This is a genomic window from Algoriphagus chordae (genome assembly GCF_003254055.1).
GTDB classification, from domain to species: Bacteria; Bacteroidota; Bacteroidia; order Cytophagales; family Cyclobacteriaceae; genus Algoriphagus; species Algoriphagus chordae.
The window spans coordinates 355740-378099 of the sequence record NZ_QKZT01000001.1 but is presented as its reverse complement, the minus strand read 5'-3'; the positions used below and the strand labels follow the sequence as shown (position 1 = coordinate 378099).

Sequence of the window (22360 nt, the reverse complement as noted above, 5' to 3'; positions counted from 1 at the left end):
GCTATGGGACTATTTTGGAACCTTATCCAGCAAAGCCAAATTCAAGATCATAAATCTAGAGCTGAAACGCTGGAAGCTAGAGTTAGGAATTTGGAGTGGGAATTGGCACATACCAAAGAATTACTGATCAAAACCCTCAAAATACTTGAGGAGCAATCAGGCAAAGACATTGATGGAGATGGAAAAATAGGCTGATTGATCGGCTTTTCCATTCCGCCAATTACTTTTTAATGTATTTTAAAAGTCGTTTTTTGTATTTTTTCTAAGAAATTTTTCCTTAATTATTTAAAAATCAAAAGACTAGTGTCTTTTAGGTAGGGATGGCTTTTGTTTCTAAGAACATAATTCCGAGTCTTTTTGATAATTTCTAAGGGATCATTTATAGTTTATCTAATGGTAATGCCTTTATAGTTAATCCGCGACTCCAAATAAGAGGTGTCTTTTTTAGTGGATATTATGAATACAAAATGGGATTTTAAACTTGTTTATTAATTGTTGTTTTATGGAGTTTAGTAGTGAAATAAAAGAAGAACTCTTAGTCAAAGACAAGGGGGTCGGAATCCCTAAAGCGATTAAAGCCAACTTTTCCCATCCCTTATTTATCGACAATATTATCCGAAGCGAAACAAGCCTCAGCCCCAGCTGTCGAAACCTAATTTTTATTTAAAAATAATGACCTCATGAAAAGTTACTTTTTGAAATGCTTCACCCTCTTGAGTATTCTTTTGCTGCTCTTGTTTAGCGCAGTTTCGTATGGGCAAATCAATGCTTCGAAAGGGGTGCCTAGCTTCACCAATTATGTCGTCGGAGATCTGAGTGCTGCTGGACAGCAAGTTTGGGATTTAGGACAAGATAAATTTGGTTATCTATATGTTGGCACATCTAGTGGTTTACAGCGATTTGATGGAGTAAATTGGGAATTGCTCTCCTCTCCTATTCAGGATTTTAATACCAATGTGAGAGCTACCTATCTCTCCACATCAGGAACATACTACTATGGCTCGATTGGAGATTTTGGGTATATCAGCAGTGATTCACTCGGGAATACCATTCTTAAATCTGTCATTGAAGGCTTACCTGAGGACTTTATATTCAATGATATATGGACAATACGGGAAGCTGGCGGTGATATTTACTTCCAGGCTAGAGAAGCCATTTTTATATACACTCCTGAAACCGAAAACGAAGGCTCTCGAATTCGGGTATGGAAACCAGATACCTCCTTTATGTACGGTTTTTCATTTGAGGGTAGGTATTATGCCCATCAAATGGACCTTGGGCTATTTCGGGAAACCAACAAAATCTTGGAGCTTATTCCGGGAAGTGATTTTTTAGGAGAAGAACGGGTACAGGTACTTTTGCCTCACAAAAATCCAGGAGAGTTTTTGGTTGGGGCATTTGCTGGGGGATTGTATCTTTTTGATGGAGAAAATTTTAAGCCCTTCAAAACCGACATTGATTCCCTACTCCAAGTCAGGAGTTTATATAAAGCCCTAGCATTACCTAATAATACCTATGCTATGAGTATCCTAGGGCATGGCTTTTTCATCATCGATCAAGACGGTAAAGCACTATCACAGTTTACTACCAAAAACTCCATTCCAGATCAAAGTGTCTATTCCTTTTTTCTGGACAACACCCAGAACCTTTGGGTAGGAACAAATGCTGGACTTTCCAAAATCGAGTTGTTTTCGCCTGTTACCCGATTTGATTCTGACCAATATGAAGTTGGAAACCTCCTGTCTCTTAATGCCTACGGGGAAGATTTGTACATCGGAGGATCTACCACTGTCCTATATATAGACAAGGAAGATGGTTTGATCAAGCCTGTCAAAAATCTGCCAAATACACAAGTTTTTGATTTAGAAGATGATGGCAATCAGGTGATAGCTACCGGGGTTGGTCTATACGAGATTCGAGGAGATCAAGCTACGATAGTCGAAGGAACGGAAGATTTTCAATCGCTTCAAGTACTGATTTCTAAAAAACACGAGGGTTATGTAATCATTAGTGGAAACGATGGGATTCATGTATTAAAGCGAAGCTTGACTGGGTCTGGAAAATATCTGTATGAGGTTATTGGGCAAGTTTCCCAAGTTCAGCGGTCCATATACTCCTTAATGGAAGATGCGCATGGTGAAATATGGGGAGGAACACAGGCTGGTATCTTATATCGAGTCCAAATCCCTAATACTGCTTCTGGAAATTTAGATGTGGACAATTCCAAAGTGACGGAATACAGCGATAAGGATGGCGTCCGAGGCCTTTCTGGTCAAATTGTCGATGTAAGTGGAAGGGTTTATACATCGGGAATTGATGGCTTTTATTATTTCGATCATGCTTCCGAATCATTCATTAGAGATAATGTATTCAGCTTTTCAGATGAGGTTGCCGATATCAACCTAGATACCTATGGGCTGGGAGCAAACCAATTTGGGAATGTCACTCTTGATTTCATCGGAGAAAAAAGACTTGCCTTACTTCAACCAGACAGCAGCTACATTCTACAGGAATATCCCTACAATTTGATTACCGCGAGTTTTACAGGTTCAGGGTACACGGAGCCAACTGGTATTTTTTGGTTTGGTACTGACGAAGGACTCCTACGGGTGGATCCTAACAGTAATTACAAAACAGATTATCCCACACTCTTGTATTTCAACTCTGTGGTTTCGGGAAATGATAAATTAATTTTACCGGAATTTTTTGAAAATGAAGTCCCTGAGCTTGAATACAAAGGAAACAAAATTAATTTCAAGTATATCTCTCCTTTTTTCGTCAAGGAAAATAGGATGCAGTACCAAACTTTTCTAGAGGGTCTGGACGAGGACTGGACTGAATGGGAAAGTAAGACTAACCGGGAATTCAGTAATCTTCCCTACGGCACATACAGCTTTAGAGTACGCGCCAAAAACACCTTCAATACCATTTCTGACGAAATCACCTACAACTTTGTAATTCTTCCTCCATGGTATGCTACTTGGTGGGCTTTCATACTGTATTTTATCGCCTTTGGCTTATTAGTATATGCACTGGTACGATTCCAAACGGGCCGTGTATTAGCTAGAGAAAAGAATAAAAATAGAGATATAGAGCTGGCCCATGCCAAAGAAATAGAAAAAGCATACCAAGACCTCAAGAATACCCAATCTCAGCTGATCCACTCCGAGAAAATGGCTTCCTTGGGTGAGCTTACCGCGGGTATCGCCCATGAGATTCAGAATCCATTGAATTTTGTAAACAACTTCTCTGAGGTCAGTGAGGAACTCATTGACGAAATGAAGGAGGAATACGAAAAAGGAAATATGAAAATGGTATTGGAAATATCAAATGACCTAAAGGAAAACCTCTCCAAGATCAAACACCATGGTAAGAGAGCAGATTCCATCGTAAAAGGAATGCTAGCCCACAGCCGTAGCAACACAAACGATGCAAAACCAACCAATATCAATGCCCTTGCAGAAGAGTTTCTACGATTGAGTTATCATGGACTACGTGCCAAAGACAAAAGCTTTAATGCTGATTTTGATTCGGATTTAGATTACAATATTCCTGAAATAAATGTGGTAGGGCAAGATGTGGGACGTGTGATTTTGAATTTGATCAATAATGCATTCTATGCTTGTGCAGATCGAAGTCGAAATGCTTTAACTCAAAACGACAACAAGTCTGAATCTACTAATGGGAAAAGCACATATAACCCAAAAGTTATTGTTCAAACTCGGCTTATCGATCTAGCTGGAGATCTGGGAGGAATAGAGGTTTGCATAAAAGACAATGGCGGAGGAATCCCCAAAGCCATCAAAGACAAAATCTTCCAGCCTTTTTTCACCACCAAACCTACCGGAAGTGGAACAGGCCTCGGGCTCAGCATAAGCTATGATATCATCAAAGCACATGGGGGAGATATGAGAGTGAAAAGTATCGAAGGCGAAGGTACAGAAATGATCATCTTTTTGCCTATCCACACTTAAACCATATGAAGCTAAAACGGTAAAAAATGAAACATATCAGAGCCGTAGGCTCGGTCAATTTTATAACGAGGGATTTCAATCCGTTGAAACTAGTAGAAGCCAAAATCGAAAGCTCTAAAATCTAAAGCCTCAGCTTAAGTAAAATGCCATGCGGACTCGATCAAAAGCTTAATAATAAATCTTTAAGTTAAATATTTAAATCAAACCAGAGCCGTAGGCACGGTCAATACTGTATGACGGATTTCAATCCGTTGAAACTAGCGGAAGCCAAAATTGAAGCCTCTAAAAACTAAAGCCTCAGCTTAAGCAAAATGCCATGCGGACTCGATCAACAGCTTAGTAATAAACCTTTAAGCTTAAATACATTAATCAAACCAGAGCCATAGGCTCGATCAATACTGTAACGACGGATTTCAATCCGTTGAATGAGGAAGCTGAATAAACCTCCAAAGAGCCTTAGGCTCGGTACATATAAAGAAGATTCTTTCAAAAGATCATAGTGCATAATAAAGCCTATGTAAAACACTTTTCTAGCAATAAGATCCACCTATTATCTTCACAAATCAGAATTCTTACCCATTTTTTAAGTATTATTGATTATGCTTTCTAGGATAAATACAATACTTAAGCTTGATTTCCTTAGAATTGTTTAACGGAATCTGTAGGTATTGGATTTTTGGAAGACATGATGTAAATGGTTTTAGCACTGATATTTCCCAACCTTTAGAACTTTTCATCTTTTATGCTCACAAAAATTTTTCTCATTCTTCTAATTGTATTTATAGGCCTCTCCATCAGCTTTATAATTAAAAATAGACGCATCAAAAAGCGAGCGTTGGAAAAGTTGAAGAATATCAATACAGCTGAAACAACAGACTGGACTACAGAGAAATTAGCTGCCAAGCGTCATGTGATGGATCCGCTGGCCGACAAAACTGTTGCAGCTATCATGGCCAAAAAGGAGGTTAATACCATCAATCACTTATTTGAATCCATAGTGTTGGATCAGAATAAACTTCCTGATGATGCCCCTGAAGAGCTAAGGGATTTTTTTAAGCAATCAGCAATTTTGCCTGAATGGGCAGATCAAGATCTGATCAACATGGGTCAGCAAATCTATTTGAGACATGGGATTTGGATAGGCATATTACTTTGCTACAAATCTCTGCCTGAGTGCTATGCCTGCGCTAATGGTGCCGAGGTATTACATAGGACTGCCCGCCTCAATGAAAACCACGGTTCATTGAAAGCTTTCTCACGAAGGATAGCCGAAACAGCTCAATTTGTTGTTTTCTCCATGTCACCAGATGGCCTTGATCCCAAAGGGAAAGGATTGATTGCTACCCAAAAAGTCAGACTAATCCATGCCGTAATCCGCTATTACCTAAAGGAGCACAACTGGGATGCTGAGAAATATGGGGAGCCTATCAACCAAGAAGATTTGGCAGGTACATTGATGTCATTTTCGGCCTTGGTGATCGAAGGTCTTGGAATCATCGGGATCGAGTTTGAGCCAGTAGAACTGGAAGCTTACATACATTGCTGGAGAGTTATTGGACATATTGTAGGATTAGATGATGATATGATCCCAATAAATTCCGCAGATGCACTGAAGCTAGGTCATAGCATTTTGGATAAGGAAAAAGCGCCAAGTGAGCAGGCTAAAGCCTTGACCAAGGCTCTTCGTGATTTTCAAAATCTAAAATCCAAGCCAATCCTAGGTGAGGATTCCAACACCGCCTTGATGCGATTGATGATGGGTGATGAAGTGTCAGATTTGCTGGCTGTTCCGTCTGTATCTCCAGAGAAAATCACCAAGATGAAAAAGAGAATGACTTTCCTGACTAAGATCGGAGAGGTATTGGATAAGAGCTTGGTATTTTCGATGGTACTTCAATTCTTCACCAAATTCGGATTGCTATTGCTGCTCAGAAGAATGTCCAATTCTTCTATCATCAATTTCTATTTGCCAAAATCTCTGACCCAAGACTGGAGAGCCAGAAATCAACCCTGAACCACCTAAGATAGCGCGATGAAACATCCATGGATCAATCTTGAGACTTACACCATCACCCAAATCATATTTCTAGCGGCTGGGACGATTTTGTGGATCGTTGCCTATTTCATAATTATCAAAAATGCCATTCGCTATAAAAAAATGGAGATGCCCTTTCTGGCAGTTTGCTCCAATATAGCTTGGGAATTTGCTTGGGCTTGGTTGCTCTATACAGATCTCGGTAGGCTGTTCGAATGGGGATTGCGCGTGTGGTTTTTCATGGATGTGGGTATATTCATTTACACCGTGAAGTATGGTGCAAAACAAATGGGCATAGATATTTTTGGGAAGAAGTTTGTTCCCTTTTTATTGCTTTTGGTTGTTTGGTGGACGCCTCTCTTTTACTTTTTTGAGACGGAAGGTTTGGATACTAAAATGGGTACTACCTCTGCCTACATGATCACCGTAGTCATGGCTAGTTTATTTGTATTCAATGCAGCTCGGAAAGGTTCTGGACTGATTGGGACCAAGCAAGTCGCATGGCTGAAGTTTATAGGAAATTTACTTATGTCAGTGTTTGTGTATCTACATCACCCAGAAGCGCACTTCCTTCATTTGCTTACCATTGCAGTATTTGTCCTGAACATCATCTATATTATACAGGTTTCTAAAAAATCATTTTCAAATGCACCTTCAGTAGAATGATGTTAAATATTCCTCAATTCATCAAAATCCGACAACAAGGATTTTCGATATTGATGTTGGTACTATTATCTTTTTTGGCATCGCAGCCTTCCTTTGCACAAGCAGGAGATGGCCAGGTACCTGTGGGTGATCATGAAGCTTATTGGGTGCGAGATCATGCAACAATGCTCCGTACACCTGAGGGCTCAACTGCTGCAGAGGTTTTGCAACGGAAGGCAGAATTCAAAGACTTTGATCTGAGTCTAATCACCATTGATCCAGATGGTGAAACGGACTATTGGTTTTATTTTGAGCTCAAATCAGAGGTATCGCAGCTATTTTTATCCATTCCACAACTTTTCATTTCGAAGATTGAATTATATAAAATCGAAGGCAATCAACCAAGGCTGCTAAGTAAAGGAGGTACGGACAGCTTCGACAAGGAAAGGTATCTAAAATACCCAGGTGAGCTTTTTGATATGGAAGTACAAAAGGCTGAGTCAGCAAGTTATCTGCTTCGCATCAACAGAGTACTTTATAAGACCTTATCTGCAAGAGTTATTAGTGGGAAAAAACTGATAAGCTTACAGCAAAGGAATTTCACTGCAGAAGGGATTTTACTGGGAATTATTCTTGGAGTGATCATTTATCACATTCTAATTTTCATAAGAGTCAAAGAACGAGAATACCTACTGCTCAGCATTTATATGATTTTTCTAATTGCCCTGATTGCTTCCATATCTGGAGCTAGCTATGGCATACTGAGCTTTTCAGATCCTAGTTGGAATTACAAATTGTTTAATATTCTTGGCCCCTTTACCTCCATTTTCAGCTTATGGTTTAGCATAGTTTTCCTAGGGATCAAGAAGGATAAAAACCCTCGCTACTGGAAGATTTACACAGCTTTTCAGATACTGTATATTTTCGCCATTCTATTTTCACTTTTTTCAGTCCCATTCTTGGAAAGAACCAGTTATTTTCTTTCTGCGCCTACCTCTATTTTCTTACTTTATCTGGGATTTAGAAGGTACAAGGATGGATTTAAGCCAGCGGCTATTTACTTAGCAGCATACATTCCAGCAAGTATTTCAGTCATTATACTTAGTCTATATATTTATGGTTTATTGGAATATTATTGGGTGATTCACAATAGCCTGCTTATCGGAGTAGTGCTTCAAGCTATATTCTTCTCCTTGGCAGTAGCAACCAAAATCAGAATCCTAATAGAAGAAAAGGAGTCTATTCTAAAGGCTGAGAATACCAATCTGGAAGATAAAGTACGGAAGCGTACTATAGATCTAGAGCGCTCTCTAAACGAATTGAGAACCATGCAGGCACAGTTAGTACAGGCTGAAAAAATGGCCTCCTTGGGTGAACTGACGGCAGGGATCGCTCATGAAATTCAGAACCCCTTAAATTTTGTAAACAATTTCTCAGAAGTCAGTACTGAGATGATTCAAGAAATCGAGGAGGAAAGAGCTAAAGATAAAGCTGCTATTGATGAAGGTTTGATTTCAGAAATTTTGGCAGATATCAAGGAAAACCTATCTAAAATAAACCGCCATGGCAAACGGGCTGACTCTATTGTAAAAGGAATGCTGGAGCATAGCCGAACCAATTCCGGAGAGAAATTGCCTACGGACATTAATGGACTTGCCGATGAATTCATTCGCTTGTCCTTTCATGGTTTACGTGCGAAAGACAAAAGTTTTAATGCAAATTTCAAATTAGATCTTGATCCTGATCTACCCAAGATCAATGTAATTCCACAGGATATAGGAAGGGTACTGCTGAACTTGATTAATAATGCCTTCTATGCCTGTGCTGAGCGGAGTCAAACTGCGGTAAGGGAAAAAATTGATGACTACAATCCTGAAGTAATCGTATCTACTCAAGTAGCGAGATCAAGTATCATAATAGAGGTCAAAGACAATGGTAGCGGAATTCCTGATTCGATCAAGGAAAAGATTTTCAATCCATTTTTTACCACCAAACCATCTGGTTCAGGTACAGGATTGGGACTTTCGATGAGCTATGATATTGTGAAAGCTCATGGCGGAGAGATCAAAGTGGATAGTATCGCAGGTCATGGCTCAACTTTTACCATTACCTTACCTATGTCGAAATAATTAAACGCATATTTTAATTCTACTATATCATGATCAAATTAACAGTCATCTACAATCATCCGGCAGATCCAGCCGCTTTCGAAAGCTACTATGCAGCGACTCATATGCCACTTGTAGGCAAAATCCAAGGGGTACTTAGAGCTGAAGTAACCAAGTTTCTCCCAGAAGCAGATGGATCCAATCCTGCATATTATCGCATGGCAGAACTCTATTTCGAGAGCCCAGAGGCTATGCAGCAATCCATGGGATCTGATGAAGGACAAGCCACAGCTGGGGATCTTCCTAATTTCGCGACTGGCGGATTCAAGATTTTAGTGGGAATGGTAGGTTAATATTCAGATGAGATAATTTTCACTAGCAATGGTAGAAACAACTTGATAAATCATACGCTACTTGCTAGTGAAAATCTTCTTTACAAACATGAACTAGCATTGATATCACTGCATGATCTTTAGTTTAAATTCATTAAACTAAATGTGAAATACTTTTTCCGAATGTTTTTTGGGATAAAACAACATTTTAAACCAAGAGACTCTTATCTTGTTTTTTTTACTTTGGCCACACAATTAGTTGATATGAGCACTTTTAGAAAGTATACCTTAGTTCTTTTCATTATTTTTTCACTTAGTAATCACCCAGCATTTTCGCAAGAAATCAGCATAGAAACGATCTCTCTTGCTAATGGATTGGCTTCTCCAAACGTGATGTCTGTAATGCAAGATAGCTACGGATTGATATGGCTCGCCACTAGCAATGGAGTTCAACGCTACGACGGCTATACCTGGAAGACTTATCGAAATATCCCAGGTAATCCCAATAGTATTCAGCATAGCGGTACAAATGATATTACTGAAGACTTGGATCATAACCTATGGATTGCCAATGATTTGGGAGTGACCAAATTCGATAGAACCAACAACAGTTTTACGAACTATGATTTCAGCAAAATTTTTGATTTATCTCTTGGGTCTGGAAGAGTGTTTAAGGTATTTGCCGATTCTCAAGGAAGAATTTTTGCAGGAACTATAGCCGTAGATTTTGTACAATTTGATCCTGAGAATAACACCTGGGTACATTCTCCCTATCAGCTGAAAGAAACTGATGATCCCTCTCATAATGGCTTATCGATTGCAATAACTGAGGATGCTGTCGGCGGAATCTGGGCAGGATCTAGTACTTATGGATTGATGCACATGGCCAAGGGCGAGTCCAAATTTTCGCAGGTGCAGGTAAATTCAGATGTTGGATTTAATTCATTTCTGAATGATCTCTCGGCTATCTACTTTGACAAAGCAGATAAACTATGGCTCACAAGTAGATTAGGGGTATATAACTTGGATCTTTCTACTGGCAACTTAACAACCATTCAGGAATATGATTACAATGTTGACGATCCATATAACCGATTAAACAGTATAGCAGAAGATCAGGAAGGCAACATCTGGATTTCAAATAATTCCCGAGGAATTCTGAAATTTGAAGGAAACTCTGATACCTATCAAGAAGTAATTATTCCTGGAAATAGACGGCTACAAATACGTGGTGGATGGGAAGTAACTATAGGACGATTGTTAGTGGATAATAGTGGGATTATTTGGTTCGGCACTTTAGGAAAAGGAGTATTGAAGTATGATCCTGTCAATAAGCCTTTCTCTTTTATGAGCCATGAAGAAGGGAATCCCCAAAGCTTAAGTCCAGAGGGAGTTTATGGGATGAGTGCCTCACAACTTAATCCAGGGAAAGTATATATAGGGACCCGTGGAGATGGACTTACCGTGCTCGATGAACGTGATAATTCACTTGAAAAACACCAATATGCCTCTTCCAATGATATGTTTGGTGGATCAGTCCGATCTATAGCAGAAGCTCGCACAGGGGATATTTGGTTGGGTACTTGGGGGGATGGCATGATCAAACTAGATCAGAATTATAATGAAGTCAAACGCTTCAAGAAAAAAATTGGAGAGAAAAATAGTTTGATCAATGATCAGGTAAGGGTCATGCGAGAAGACAGCAAGGGTAAACTTTGGATAGGAACCAATGGAGGACTGGATATTTTTGATCCACAGACAGAAGTATTCCACGAAGTGCAAAGCCAGTATACTCAGGCTTATGCTTCGGATATTATAGAACGTGTAAGTGAGTGGCTGGAATCAGATAGACAAATCGCGATAATTAATGAAGTAGTCGCTAATCAGGATTTGGCTAAGGAAGTCAACATTACTGAATCAGGTAGTTATTTTCTTGCAGTGGCGGGAGAAGGAGATCAGGAATCCATGGCAGATTTTGGCTGGTTGACTAATTCCAAAGATGAAGAAGTGGCAGGAATGCAAGACTTTGGAACAAGTTATTTTGCAGGTGGCGATCCAAAAAACCGGTTACTTATCAAAGAAATCCAACTCAGCCCTGGCAAATACAATCTTCACTACCAATCTGATGATAGTCATCATTACGACAGTTGGAATGCTGCTCCGCCTACCTTGCTCCCTCTCTATGGGATTGCGCTTTTTAAGCAAGAGACGCAGCAAGATGCTCAGGCTATGATTGTGAAAGTGAGCGAAGAAGGTTCCGAATCTGTCATACTAGGGCCAAACATTACGGACATAGAAATGGGTGCAAAATACATCTGGGTGGCTAGTAATTTTGCAGGTATAAACAGAATAGACCCCGAAACAAACACGGTAAAATACTATACTGCTGACCCTTCGGATCCTGCTTCATTGATTAGTAATCAGATTTTTGACATCTATGAAGATAAGGAAGGACGAGCTTGGGTCGCTACTTATGGAGGTCTTAATATAATCGATCCAAAGACCGATGTGATCACGCGATACACAGAGGAAGATGGTTTGGGAACCAATTTCTTAGAGGCTATTCTTCCTGGAGAAAATGGGGAAATGTGGATAGCCTCCCAAAACGGACTGCATCAGATGGTCAGAAATGAAGCACTCAATAAAGTCACTTTTATTAATTACAATAAAGAAGATGGACTAGGTGGAGAAACATTTCTTTCGCTAGCTGCAGTCAAAAGCCCTTCTGGCAAATTCTATTTCGGTGGAGATCATGGAGTGACGACTTTTTCTACCGTCGCTTCCAACAGCGTACCGCCTAAGGTGATTATCTCTAATCTCCTTATTTCCAATAGATCAGTGTATGATATGCAGGAAGATTCTCCACTCCAAGAAAATCTACTTTCTACCAACTCTATTCAGCTGAATTACGATCAGAATGACTTGAGCTTTGAGTTTGCAGCCTTACACTATGCCAATCCTGCAAAGAATCAATATGCACACATGATGGTCGGTTTGGACGATGACTGGATTTACAACAACCGAAACTTTGCTTCCTATACCAATCTCGATCCAGGCACCTACGAATTCAAGGTAATCGCTTCGAATGCTTATGGTGTTTGGAATCAGGAAGGAAAAACGCTCCTGATCACGATTAGCCCGCCATGGTGGCGGACTTGGTGGGCGTATACGGCCTACTTCCTACTTGCTGTAGTATTGGTGTTGGGAGTAATTGGGATTTTGAGAAAACGTCTTCAATTAAGAGAACGTGAGCGAAATCGAGAACAGAAATTAGCTCATGCCAAAGAGATTGAAAAGGCCTATGCTGATCTCAAAGCAACCCAAACTCAGCTTATTCATTCTGAAAAAATGGCTTCGCTAGGGGAACTAACCGCTGGTATTGCCCATGAAATACAAAACCCGCTGAACTTTGTCAACAACTTCTCAGAGCTAAGCAACGAGTTGATAGGGGAAATAGAAGAGGAAAGAAGCAAGGATTTAGCATCAAGAGACGAAAAATTAGTGACAGAGATCTTGGCAGACATCAAAGAAAACCTGAGTAAAATCAACCATCATGGCAAGCGGGCGGACTTAATTGTCAAAGGAATGCTAGAGCACAGCCGAAGCAATTCCGGCAAAAAATCTCCTACTAATATTAATTTGCTTGCAGAGGAGTTTTTGAAACTTTCTTATCATGGCTTGCGCGCCAAAGACAAGACTTTCAATGCAGATTTCAAACTTGACTTGGACTCTCATCTTCCTAAAGTAAAAGTTATAGCTTCAGATATCGGACGCGTATTACTCAACTTAGTAAATAATGCTTTCTACGCCTGTGCTGAGCGTAATCGTACTGCTGTAAAAGATGAGAAAGACGATTATAAGCCTATGGTGGTTCTGACTACCAAGCGAAAAGACAAGTCCGTAGTAATAAGTATCAAAGACAATGGGAATGGAATCCCTGATGCCAATAAGGAGAAAATCTTTCAGCCGTTTTTTACTACAAAGCCTACTGGTTCAGGCACTGGACTTGGTTTGTCTCTGAGCTATGATATAGTGAAGGCTCATGGAGGAGAGCTTAAGGTAAACAGTAAAACCGCTAGCTCCGAAAATCCAATGGAGTCATCTACTGAAATTATTCTTATTTTGCCTATTGCTTAGTTTCAATTTTTAATGCGAGCCCTGTTTTAATGGATTTTATACTGCTAATCATTGCCTTTAGGTTTCTTCAAACCCATACTCAAACCAAAGTACTGTATCCTGATTGGCAAGGGATATTTTTTAAATGTTTGCTAGCTGCCTGTGCTTTTTTGACAATACAGATAGTTTTTGATAGTACAGATGGGTTAATGCGCTGGACCGCACATTTTATCAATTTGTCTGTCATTTATGCTGCCTATAATCGAAAGGAATTTTCGCCACTCAAGCCATTTGTGTACGCTTTTTCCCCGATTATTTTGGTTCATTTTCTACAGGATCTAACCAGACTCGTAGCTCCTGACTTTTTCCACGAATGGGAAAGTTGGTTTGGTACTGCTGGGCTTTTTGCTTGGATATGGCTGGGTGCTCAGTTTATTATCAGTAGGAAACAACGTAAGGCACTGGAGACAGAGCGAATCAAAGCTGCGCAGCAAGAAATCCAATTTAATCTTTCTCAAAAACGAAAGGACGAACTAGAGATTCAAGTGGCTGAGCGTACTGCAGAAATCACAGCACAAAAAGAATCCTTGGAAAAAACCCTGCATGAGCTAAAATCAACCCAGTCCCAACTGATCCAATCGGAGAAAATGGCATCTCTAGGAGAGCTTACAGCTGGAATTGCACATGAGATTCAAAATCCGCTGAATTTTGTGACCAACTTTTCTGAGCTGAATAAAGAGCTACTAGACGAATTGAAAATAGAATTGGATAAAGGAGATCTGGAAGAAATCAGGTCAATTGTAAGTGATATTGTGGGTAATGAAGAGAAGATTATCCATCACGGCAAGCGTGCTGATGCCATCGTCAAAGGCATGCTGCAACACAGCCGTAGTAGTGCCGGCATCAAAGAAGCAACCGACATCAATGAGCTGGCAGATGAATATTTTCGTCTATCCTATCATGGACTGAGGGCGAAGGATAAGTCTTTCAATGCGAATATGGAGGCTGATTTTGACGAGTCAATAGGGATGATCAATGTCGTTGCGCAAGAAATAGGCAGAGTGATTTTGAATTTGGTTAATAACGCCTTTTATGCTGTGTCCGAAAAGAAAAAGCTATTGGAGAACCTTGGCAACCCAGAACTTGTGAGTAATTACAAACCCACAGTCTGGCTAAGTACGAAGGCCACCAAAAATGGCATTGAAATCAGAGTCAAAGACAATGGGACAGGAATGCCTGACTCCGTAAAGGAAAAAATATTTCAGCCTTTTTTCACTACTAAACCTACTGGCATTGGTACTGGCTTAGGACTTTCTCTGAGTTATGAAATAGTGAAGGTACATGGCGGTGAATTAACTGTAACTAGTCAAACTGGAGATTCGAAAAAAGGGGAAGATTCCTGGACTGAATTTATAATTTCTATTTCGAATGATTAGGATTTAGGGAAATCCTAGTCTAGGAATTTTACCATTTTAATTGGATTTTTTGAACTTCATTTTTCAGCAAAAAACTGAATTCAATAAGTATCAAGCATTTTTGAAAACAGGAAATATTAGGCACAGCATTGAAAAAGTACAAAAATTGTTTTGTGTAAAGCGTTTTTTATAGCTTAAAATATATTTACCTTTTGCTTTTCTTTTTTGAGTATCTGAGTGGACAGATCTTTACCAAAATGAATTTTTACATGCAAAACTTTCTATTATTTGTAGGAAGCCTGATATTTCTTTTTTCCTGCACTACTAGGCAGGACGACAAGCCTGTACCCACAAATAGCTTGGTCGCAGTTCCAGAAATGATTTCCCTCAATGAGCTATCTATTGCTGAGAAGCCCATAAGAATTGAGTTAAAAGATGTCCCAAAGCCAATTCGCATTGAAGTACCCTGCCAATCAGTCGGTTCTTATTCTCATGTGAGCGAATCCGGCACCATGACGCAGGTCAATTTGGAAAAACCAAGTTCCCAATATTTGTCCTTCTTGACCGATGAAAGCGGTCAAATAGTAAGAAATTCTGCAGGAAAGCCATATATCCAAGGCAAGGGAGGTATTTCACAATTCAAAAACTACAGTACAGACAATGGCTTAGCCTTAGATGCCGTTAACAGCGGCATGCTAGACAGCAGAGGTCACCTTTGGTTTGCTACCAATGGCGGAGGAGTCAGTAGATTTGATGGGATAGCTTTTACCAATTTCAGTACCGCACGGGGACTAGCAGGCAATACTGTTCGAGCAGTCCTTGAAGATAGCAAAGGAGTCCTTTGGTTTGGCACAATTGGAGGCGGTGTAAGTAGCTATGATGGCAATGTATTTACCACCTACACTACCGAAAATGGATTGGGGAATGATGACATTCTAAGCATCATGGAAGATAGCGATGGCAATATCTGGTTTGGAACCTATGGTGCTGGAGTGAGCAAATTTGATGGTAAAGCCTTCACCACTTTCACTACCGCTCAGGGATTACCGCATGACGTGGTGATTGGTATTGCTCAGGATCATTCTGGAAATATCTGGTTCGGCACTTTCGGTGGAGGAGCTAGTAAATATGATGGAAATTCATTTGTCAATTACACGGTTTCGCAAGGGCTTCCATCTAATAGAGTAAGAAGTGTTACTGTCGATCATTCAGGGATCATTTGGTTCGGTACGGTAGGTGGCGGGGTGAGCCGATTTGATGGGGAGAATTTCAAAACTTTTGGTTTGGAAGATGGACTTGCCAGTCTGGTGATCCGCACGATTGTCGAAACCAGTGATGGAACACTCTGGTTTGCTACCGAGCATGGAGCAAGTAGCTATGATGGCAAGCGAATTACTACCTATACCCGCGAACAGGGTTTAGCAAGCAACTCTATTTTGGACATCGTAATTGATGCAAATGGCAAATTATGGTTTTGTACAGATGGTAGTGGCGTCAGTAGATTTGAAGGAAGCAGTTTTACCAATTTCACTACCTCACAGGGCTTAGGCAGCAATATCGTGCTGAGTACGGTAGAGGATAAGGCTGGTGATTTATGGTTTGGAACTGCTGGTGGAGGCCTCAGCAGATTTGATGGAGAGAAGTTCACCAATTACACTGCGTCCCAAGGGCTAGCTAGTGAAATAATCAGCAGCAGCCATCGTGATCAAAAAAATCAGCTGTGGTTTGGCACTGTAGGAGGAGGAGTCAGCATGTTTGATGGAGAATCATTTACCAGCTATACGACCAGTCAAGGTTTGGCTGCCAATGATGTATACAATATCAATGAAGATCAACAAGGAAATTTGTGGTTTGGTACCGATGGTGGAGGGCTTAGCAAATTTGATGGAGAGGGATTTACTACTTATACCAGCCAGCAAGGCCTAGCCGGAGACGTTGTCTTGGGAATTGCAGAGGATAATTTCAAGAAGCTCTGGTTTGGAGCTGCGGATGGTGGATTAAGTAGATTTGATGGGATTTCCTTCACGAATTTCAGCTCAGATCAGGGGCTGGCCGACAATGCTGTAATTCGACTCATAAAGGATTCTCAAGGCAATCTCTGGATCGGTACTGAAAATGGTTTGAGCATTTTGAGTTCTGAAAAAATCCATCAAATCGAAAATGTTATTGAACTCGATGATTACAAATCAATTTTGGAAGATTCCATTTCACTTTTCCAAACCTTCACCACTGCCGAAGGACTTCCTGACAATGTAATTCTTCAAATCACAGAATTGCCAGAGGGAAAAATGGCTGTAGGCACCAATTTAGGAATTGCCATTTTTGATGGTGCAAAAGAGGGAAAGCCACTTGACTCGCTGCGAAATATTGAGATTTTTAATTCTGAAACAGGATTTCCTGTGAAGGATCTTGTCGACGGGCAAAACGGCATGTTTGTGGACAAGAAAGGTGTTATTTGGGCAGGAACAGGCAATAACAAAACAGCCCTAGTCCGCTTTGATTACCAGTCTCTAAAAAGAAATCACAGGCCACCATCCGTATTAATCAAAGAGCTTAGACTTAACGAAGAGGTCATATCTTGGCATAGCTTAAGCCAAGAGTACAAGGGAACGAATGTCAATACTTTTTCCCGAACCATAGATGAATTGATCGTATACGGTAAAAAATTAAGTGACACTGAACGAGAGGAATTGCAAGGCAAATTCAATGGAATCAAATTCGATAGCATTTCAAGTTTTTACCCTCTACCCCATCATCTGACCCTCCCCTATCGAAGTAATGACATCAACATTGATTTCGGTACAGATGAACTCGCCAAACCTTACCTGGTAGAGTATCAATACATACTCGAAGGATATGATGAAAAATGGAGTCCTGTGCTCAAAAAAACCACTGCCAACTTCGGAAACATTCAGGAAGGCAGCTACACTTTCAAAGTAAAAGCACGATTTACCGGATCTGTAGATGCTGGTGTGGGAGACTGGACAGTTCCTATTAGTTACAGTTTCGAAGTTCTCCCTCCTATGTATAGAACTTGGTGGGCTTATTTGATCTATGGCTTACTCTTCATTTCCTTGATTTACCCGATTAGTATATATCAGCGAAACCAAGTGCTCAAAGCTGAAAATGAACGAACCAAGGAGCGTGAGCTGGAACATGCAAAGGCGATAGAAGTTGCCTACACAGAGTTAGCCACCACGCATGAAAATCTGAAGGATACCCAAGCGCAGTTACTGCATTCAGAGAAAATGGCCTCGTTGGGTGAATTGATGGCAGGAATCGCCCACGAGATTCAGAATCCCTTAAACTTTGTAAACAACTTCTCCGAAGTGACCAATGAATTGGTGAAGGAAATCAAGGAAGAAAGAGACCGGCCTGATGAGGAGCGAGATCCTGAATTAGAAAACGATATATTAGAGGATATTGCGAGTAATCTTGAGAAAATCAATAAGCACGGGAAGAGAGCTGGGGAAATTGTGAAAGGCATGCTCCAACATAGTAGAACAGGTAAAGGATCAAAAGAACCTACAAATATCAATGCACTTGCGGATGAATATTTGAGTTTGTCATACCATGGACTAAGGGCAAAAGATAGCTCCTTCAATTCTGATTTTGAAATGGACTTTGCCCCAAACCTTCCATTAATACCTCTATTGGGACATGATATGGGAAGAGTGCTTTTGAATCTATTTAATAATGCTTTCTATGCAGTCAATGAAAAGAAAAAAGTGGCTGATGATAGTTATAAACCGAACGTAATTGTGAAAACAGAACTAATTGAGTCTGTTAAAGACAAAAAAACAATTCGAATAAAAGTGATTGACAATGGCAAGGGCGTCCCAAAAGCTAATATAGAGAAGGTTTTTCAGCCATTTTTCACTACCAAACCAACAGGGCAGGGAACTGGACTTGGATTGTCCTTGAGCTACGATATTATCAAAGCTCATGATGGTGATATCCGAGTAGAGTCTATTGAAGGTGAAGGAACCACTTTCATTATTAGCCTATCTATCCCTTCCAATCTTAGCTAACTATGAAGCAGTTTTATCATATTTCTACTTACTTTATCTGCTTATGTTGGCTATTGTTAGTGTCAGCTTGTCAGCAAAATCATGAGGTCGCTTTTCCAGAAAACCCATCTGATTATCAGAATCCAGAGGTTAAGCCTTTTGAGATGCCAAAGGGTAAACCTTTGACATGGAATGTTATTCATACTGAAGACTTACCAATAGGAGTTGATTATCCAATTGATTTCGACAAACTACCATCTAGGCCATTCTTCCTTCATGACTTTAAGCCTCTTAAATCACCTATTTATAAAACCTCGATGAATTGGGATGCCCAGCCAGAGATTCCTTATCAATTGGATACGATCACTGGACAAACGGTCAATGTGAAAAAGCAAATTTTGGAACAACCGGTAATCTCTAAATTAGGAACATTAGGTAAATCTGAGCTCGGTTCTACAGGTATTCTAAGAGTAGGGCAGACGGAGGGACTACTCGGAACTCAGATCTATGCACTAGTGCAAGATAATAATGGAATGATTTGGATTTCTACTGATCGGGGTATCTCCAAATTTACTGGAGATCAATTCGAAAATTATAATGTAATTCCGCGTAACCCTGATGGTTTGATTGACATCATAGGTGATTTAGAACTTACCCAGGATGGTAATTTACTGATGCTCTCCAATTTGTCTGGCTTATATGAATTGGATCTAGAGTCAGGGATCATTCATAATTATCAGATCGGAAGTCAGTATGCGAGACTATATGAGGACAAGGCAGGCTTAATTTGGCTGGGCAAAAGTGGGGACTCTCCTTATTTCCTAGATCGAACTACCAAAAAGCTCCATCATATATGGCTTCCTGAAGAGATGGAAGCAGGCAGTACTATTGGAGTATTTGTAGATGCTCAGGACAATGTGCTTTTTGGAATGAAAGGAAAAGTTGGAGTATTTAATCCGGAACGTACATCCATAAAGATTTTACAAGAAGGTTTCAACAACAACTCCACAGATCCTTTTTATGATTTTTCAGAGAATACTAAGGGAGAGATATGGCTTTCATCTTTTAGCGGGGAGGCTATAGGTATTTCTTTGGAAAAGAGAGAAATCACTAGGCTAGGTAAGGAACAAGGATTTAATGGTGTTGCCCGATCTGTCACTTTTGATTTGCATGATAGAGTATGGATTACGGACAACGACACCCTCACTATATATAATCCATCTAACCAGCAGATCAAAAAAATTATCACAAATGCTAAATTCAATACAAGCGGATTTCCTTCAGCCACACTTACAGATCAGAAGGGAAATGTGTGGGTCGGCACTGATCGGGCAGGTATACTTTTAATTGATCCAGACGGGATGTTTTCTGAGCACTTTAGCACGATCAATGGCCTAGCAAGTAATGAAGTATGGGGAATTAAAGAAGGCCCAAAAGGCAAGATCTGGATGGCTACTTATGAAGGAATCAATGTCTATGACCCTGAAAAGGATCGAATTTTTTTACTAAAATTTTCTAAGGAATATTCTAGAAATGACCACAGATCCGTTTCTATTATAAGCGATAACGAGATTTTGGTAGGTAGTTATGGGGGATTTGTAATTATCAATGTCGATACGAATATCGCAACAGTATATAAGTTAGATGAGCGAATCGCTAGGATAACATGGAAAGCCCTAAAGGATGCCAAAGGCAATATCTGGTTGGGCTCGGATGATGGAGTTTTGATTTTTAACCCTGAAATGAATTCATTAAAAAAGACAGATGATTTCTCTGGGCTTTCTTCTAGCCGTGTCTGGCTAATAGAGTTTGATTCTGAAAATCGGGCCTGGCTGGGAAACGACATTGGTGTGGACGTAATCGATTCTACTCTGGACAAGGTCTCCTACATAAGTGCACAGACAGGTCTCACTAGTGATTATACTTCTATTTTACTACAAACTAAAAGAGGTGAAATGATCGTTGGCTCAGATTCGGGCATGTCCATCTTCGATCTTCAGAAGAATACAATCACCAACTTGACTCCTTCCCAAGGTCTAATACCGCCGGTAATGTACGATTTGGTAGAAGTGGGTAAGGACTTACACATAGGTTCGGACAATGGTATTATAGTGGCAAAGCGTCCCAGGGAGGATATCGATGGAGATATATGGAGGTTTTACAATTTTGGCAAAAGAGAGGGATTCCCCTTTAATGATTACAATCAAGCTACTGCCACTTATACCAGCAAAGGAAATGTATGGTGGGGAGCAGCCCCCATCATGACTGTGAATCTGCAGAAACCAAAAACAGATTCAATCCCTCCTAAGATTATTTTGACTCATATCAACATTATGGATCAAAACCCTAGTTTTTTGGGGAGCGACTTTGTTAGAACAAAGATTACTGATGATGACACCTTGTGGAATACTGATCACACGGTTTATTATACTAAAAAGGATATACCTAAAGATTCGTCCTATCTGATTCAAAAAAATATTACCTGGGATAGTGTAGATATGATCACGAAAATGCCCATTGGTCTAGTTTTGCCATACGATCAGAATTCGATGAATTTCTCATTTATGAATCCTAATGTTCAGGGTAGGGATAAGATTGTTTACCGATATATTCTAGAAGGAGAGGATAAGAACTGGTCTAATATTAATTCAAGAAGTACGACTCAAAATTATTACAATCTTCTTCCAGGAGAATATACTTTCAAGGTAGCTAGTAGGGGATTTAACGGACTCTGGTCTGAACCGGCAAGTTTCAAATTTACAATCTCTCCACCTTGGTGGCAGACTTGGGTTGCTTATGTGATTTTTGCATCTCTAGTGGCGGGATTTATCTATTTAATCGTCCAGCTGCGATCGAAATATCTTCAAAAGGAAAATCGTATTTTGGAAGAGCGCGTAACACATCGTACAGCACAACTTAAAAAGAGCATAGACGAGTTGAAAAATGCGCAGAGCCAACTAGTTCAATCCGAGAAAATGGCTTCGCTGGGTGAATTGACGGCAGGAATTGCCCATGAAATACAGAACCCTTTGAATTTTGTAAATAACTTCTCTGAACTTAGCAGTGAACTTATCGATGAAATGCGGGAAGAATTAGAGAATGGGGATATTGATGAAGCGAAAGCCATCAGTGTTGATGTTCAGCAAAATCTAGATAAAATAAATCAACATGGGAAGCGCGCGGATGCCATAGTAAAAGCGATGCTACAGCATAGTAGAGTGAGTGGAGGAAATAGGGTTTCGACCGATGTCAACATGCTCGCAGATGAATTTTTAAGACTAGCTTACCATGGCCTGCGAGCAAAAGACAAGTCATTCAATTCTTCTATGAAAACAGATTTTGATCCTAACGTAGGGAACATGGATCTTGTCGCACAGGAACTGGGTAGGGTTTTACTTAATTTAATTAACAATGCTTTTTACGCAGTAACTGATAAAAAGAGTGATGGTAAGGAAGGGTATGAACCATTAATAGAGGTGAGTACAAAGAAATTAACTGATTGGGTGGAGATCAAAGTCAAAGACAATGGAAAGGGAATTCCAAAGTCAGTAGTGGAGAAAATATTCCAGCCATTTTTCACCACCAAACCCACTGGGAAAGGTACTGGTTTGGGTTTGTCAATAAGTTACGATATTGTGAAAGCTCACGGAGGAGAAATCATAGTAGAAAGCAAAGAAGGAGAAGGAACTGAGTTTTGTGTTCGATTACCGATAGATGCCCAATAA

Annotated in this window: 10 protein-coding genes; all 10 read left to right on the top strand. The window is 40.1% G+C overall.

Annotation, left to right across the window (positions count from 1 at the left end):
- Positions 1-3 precede the first annotated feature (3 nt).
- The 10 genes from LV85_RS01540 to LV85_RS01495 all read left to right on the top strand — a co-directional run bounded on the left by LV85_RS01540 (position 4) and on the right by LV85_RS01495 (position 22360).
- The gene (locus LV85_RS01540; protein WP_111316409.1) at positions 4-195 is read left to right on the top strand and encodes a hypothetical protein; all 192 of its coding nucleotides are present in this window, start codon (positions 4-6) and stop codon (positions 193-195) included.
- 485 nt (positions 196-680) lie between these two features.
- Complete coding sequence (locus LV85_RS01535) at positions 681-3974, top strand: sensor histidine kinase (RefSeq protein ID WP_111316408.1); 3294 nt, start codon at positions 681-683, stop codon at positions 3972-3974.
- 835 nt (positions 3975-4809) lie between these two features.
- A complete protein-coding gene (locus tag LV85_RS01530; RefSeq protein WP_158531122.1) occupies positions 4810-5988 on the top strand; it encodes an oxygenase MpaB family protein in 1179 nt (392 codons plus the stop codon).
- Between the two features lie 18 nt (positions 5989-6006).
- Entirely contained in the window at positions 6007-6675 is a 669-nt protein-coding gene (locus LV85_RS01525) for a transmembrane-type terpene cyclase (protein ID WP_111316406.1), read from the top strand.
- Complete coding sequence (locus LV85_RS01520) at positions 6672-8783, top strand: 7TM diverse intracellular signaling domain-containing protein (RefSeq protein ID WP_111316405.1); 2112 nt, start codon at positions 6672-6674, stop codon at positions 8781-8783. Before LV85_RS01525 ends, LV85_RS01520 begins: the two co-directional genes overlap by 4 nt.
- A gap of 29 nt (positions 8784-8812) precedes the next feature.
- Positions 8813-9115: an EthD family reductase gene (locus LV85_RS01515; protein WP_111316404.1), complete on the top strand. Its 303-nt coding sequence runs from the start codon at positions 8813-8815 to the stop codon at positions 9113-9115.
- A 243-nt stretch (positions 9116-9358) separates the two neighbouring features.
- Positions 9359-13231, top strand: a complete 3873-nt coding sequence (locus LV85_RS01510; RefSeq protein WP_158531121.1) for a sensor histidine kinase — start codon at positions 9359-9361, stop codon at positions 13229-13231.
- Positions 13232-13260: 29 nt separating this feature from the next.
- Positions 13261-14646 carry a sensor histidine kinase gene (locus LV85_RS01505; RefSeq protein ID WP_111316402.1) on the top strand — a complete coding sequence of 462 codons (1386 nt, stop codon included), beginning with the start codon at positions 13261-13263 and terminating at the stop codon, positions 14644-14646.
- 248 nt (positions 14647-14894) lie between these two features.
- Entirely contained in the window at positions 14895-18656 is a 3762-nt protein-coding gene (locus LV85_RS01500) for a two-component regulator propeller domain-containing protein (RefSeq protein ID WP_158531120.1), read from the top strand.
- Between the two features lie 2 nt (positions 18657-18658).
- Positions 18659-22360, top strand: coding sequence for a sensor histidine kinase (locus LV85_RS01495; RefSeq protein WP_111316400.1), 3702 nt, complete (start codon positions 18659-18661; stop codon positions 22358-22360).

Bases quoted from the DNA above. Each gene is read 5' to 3' on its own strand.
- LV85_RS01540 (WP_111316409.1), top strand. From the start codon at position 4: ATGGGACTATTTTGGAACCTTATCCAGCAAAGCCAAATTCAAGATCAT.
- LV85_RS01535 (WP_111316408.1), top strand. From the start codon at position 681: ATGAAAAGTTACTTTTTGAAATGCTTCACCCTCTTGAGTATTCTTTTG.
- LV85_RS01525 (WP_111316406.1), top strand. From the start codon at position 6,007: ATGAAACATCCATGGATCAATCTTGAGACTTACACCATCACCCAAATC.
- LV85_RS01520 (WP_111316405.1), top strand. From the start codon at position 6,672: ATGATGTTAAATATTCCTCAATTCATCAAAATCCGACAACAAGGATTT.
- LV85_RS01515 (WP_111316404.1), top strand. From the start codon at position 8,813: ATGATCAAATTAACAGTCATCTACAATCATCCGGCAGATCCAGCCGCT.
- LV85_RS01510 (WP_158531121.1), top strand. From the start codon at position 9,359: ATGAGCACTTTTAGAAAGTATACCTTAGTTCTTTTCATTATTTTTTCA.
- LV85_RS01505 (WP_111316402.1), top strand. From the start codon at position 13,261: ATGGATTTTATACTGCTAATCATTGCCTTTAGGTTTCTTCAAACCCAT.
- LV85_RS01500 (WP_158531120.1), top strand. From the start codon at position 14,895: ATGCAAAACTTTCTATTATTTGTAGGAAGCCTGATATTTCTTTTTTCC.
- LV85_RS01495 (WP_111316400.1), top strand. From the start codon at position 18,659: ATGAAGCAGTTTTATCATATTTCTACTTACTTTATCTGCTTATGTTGG.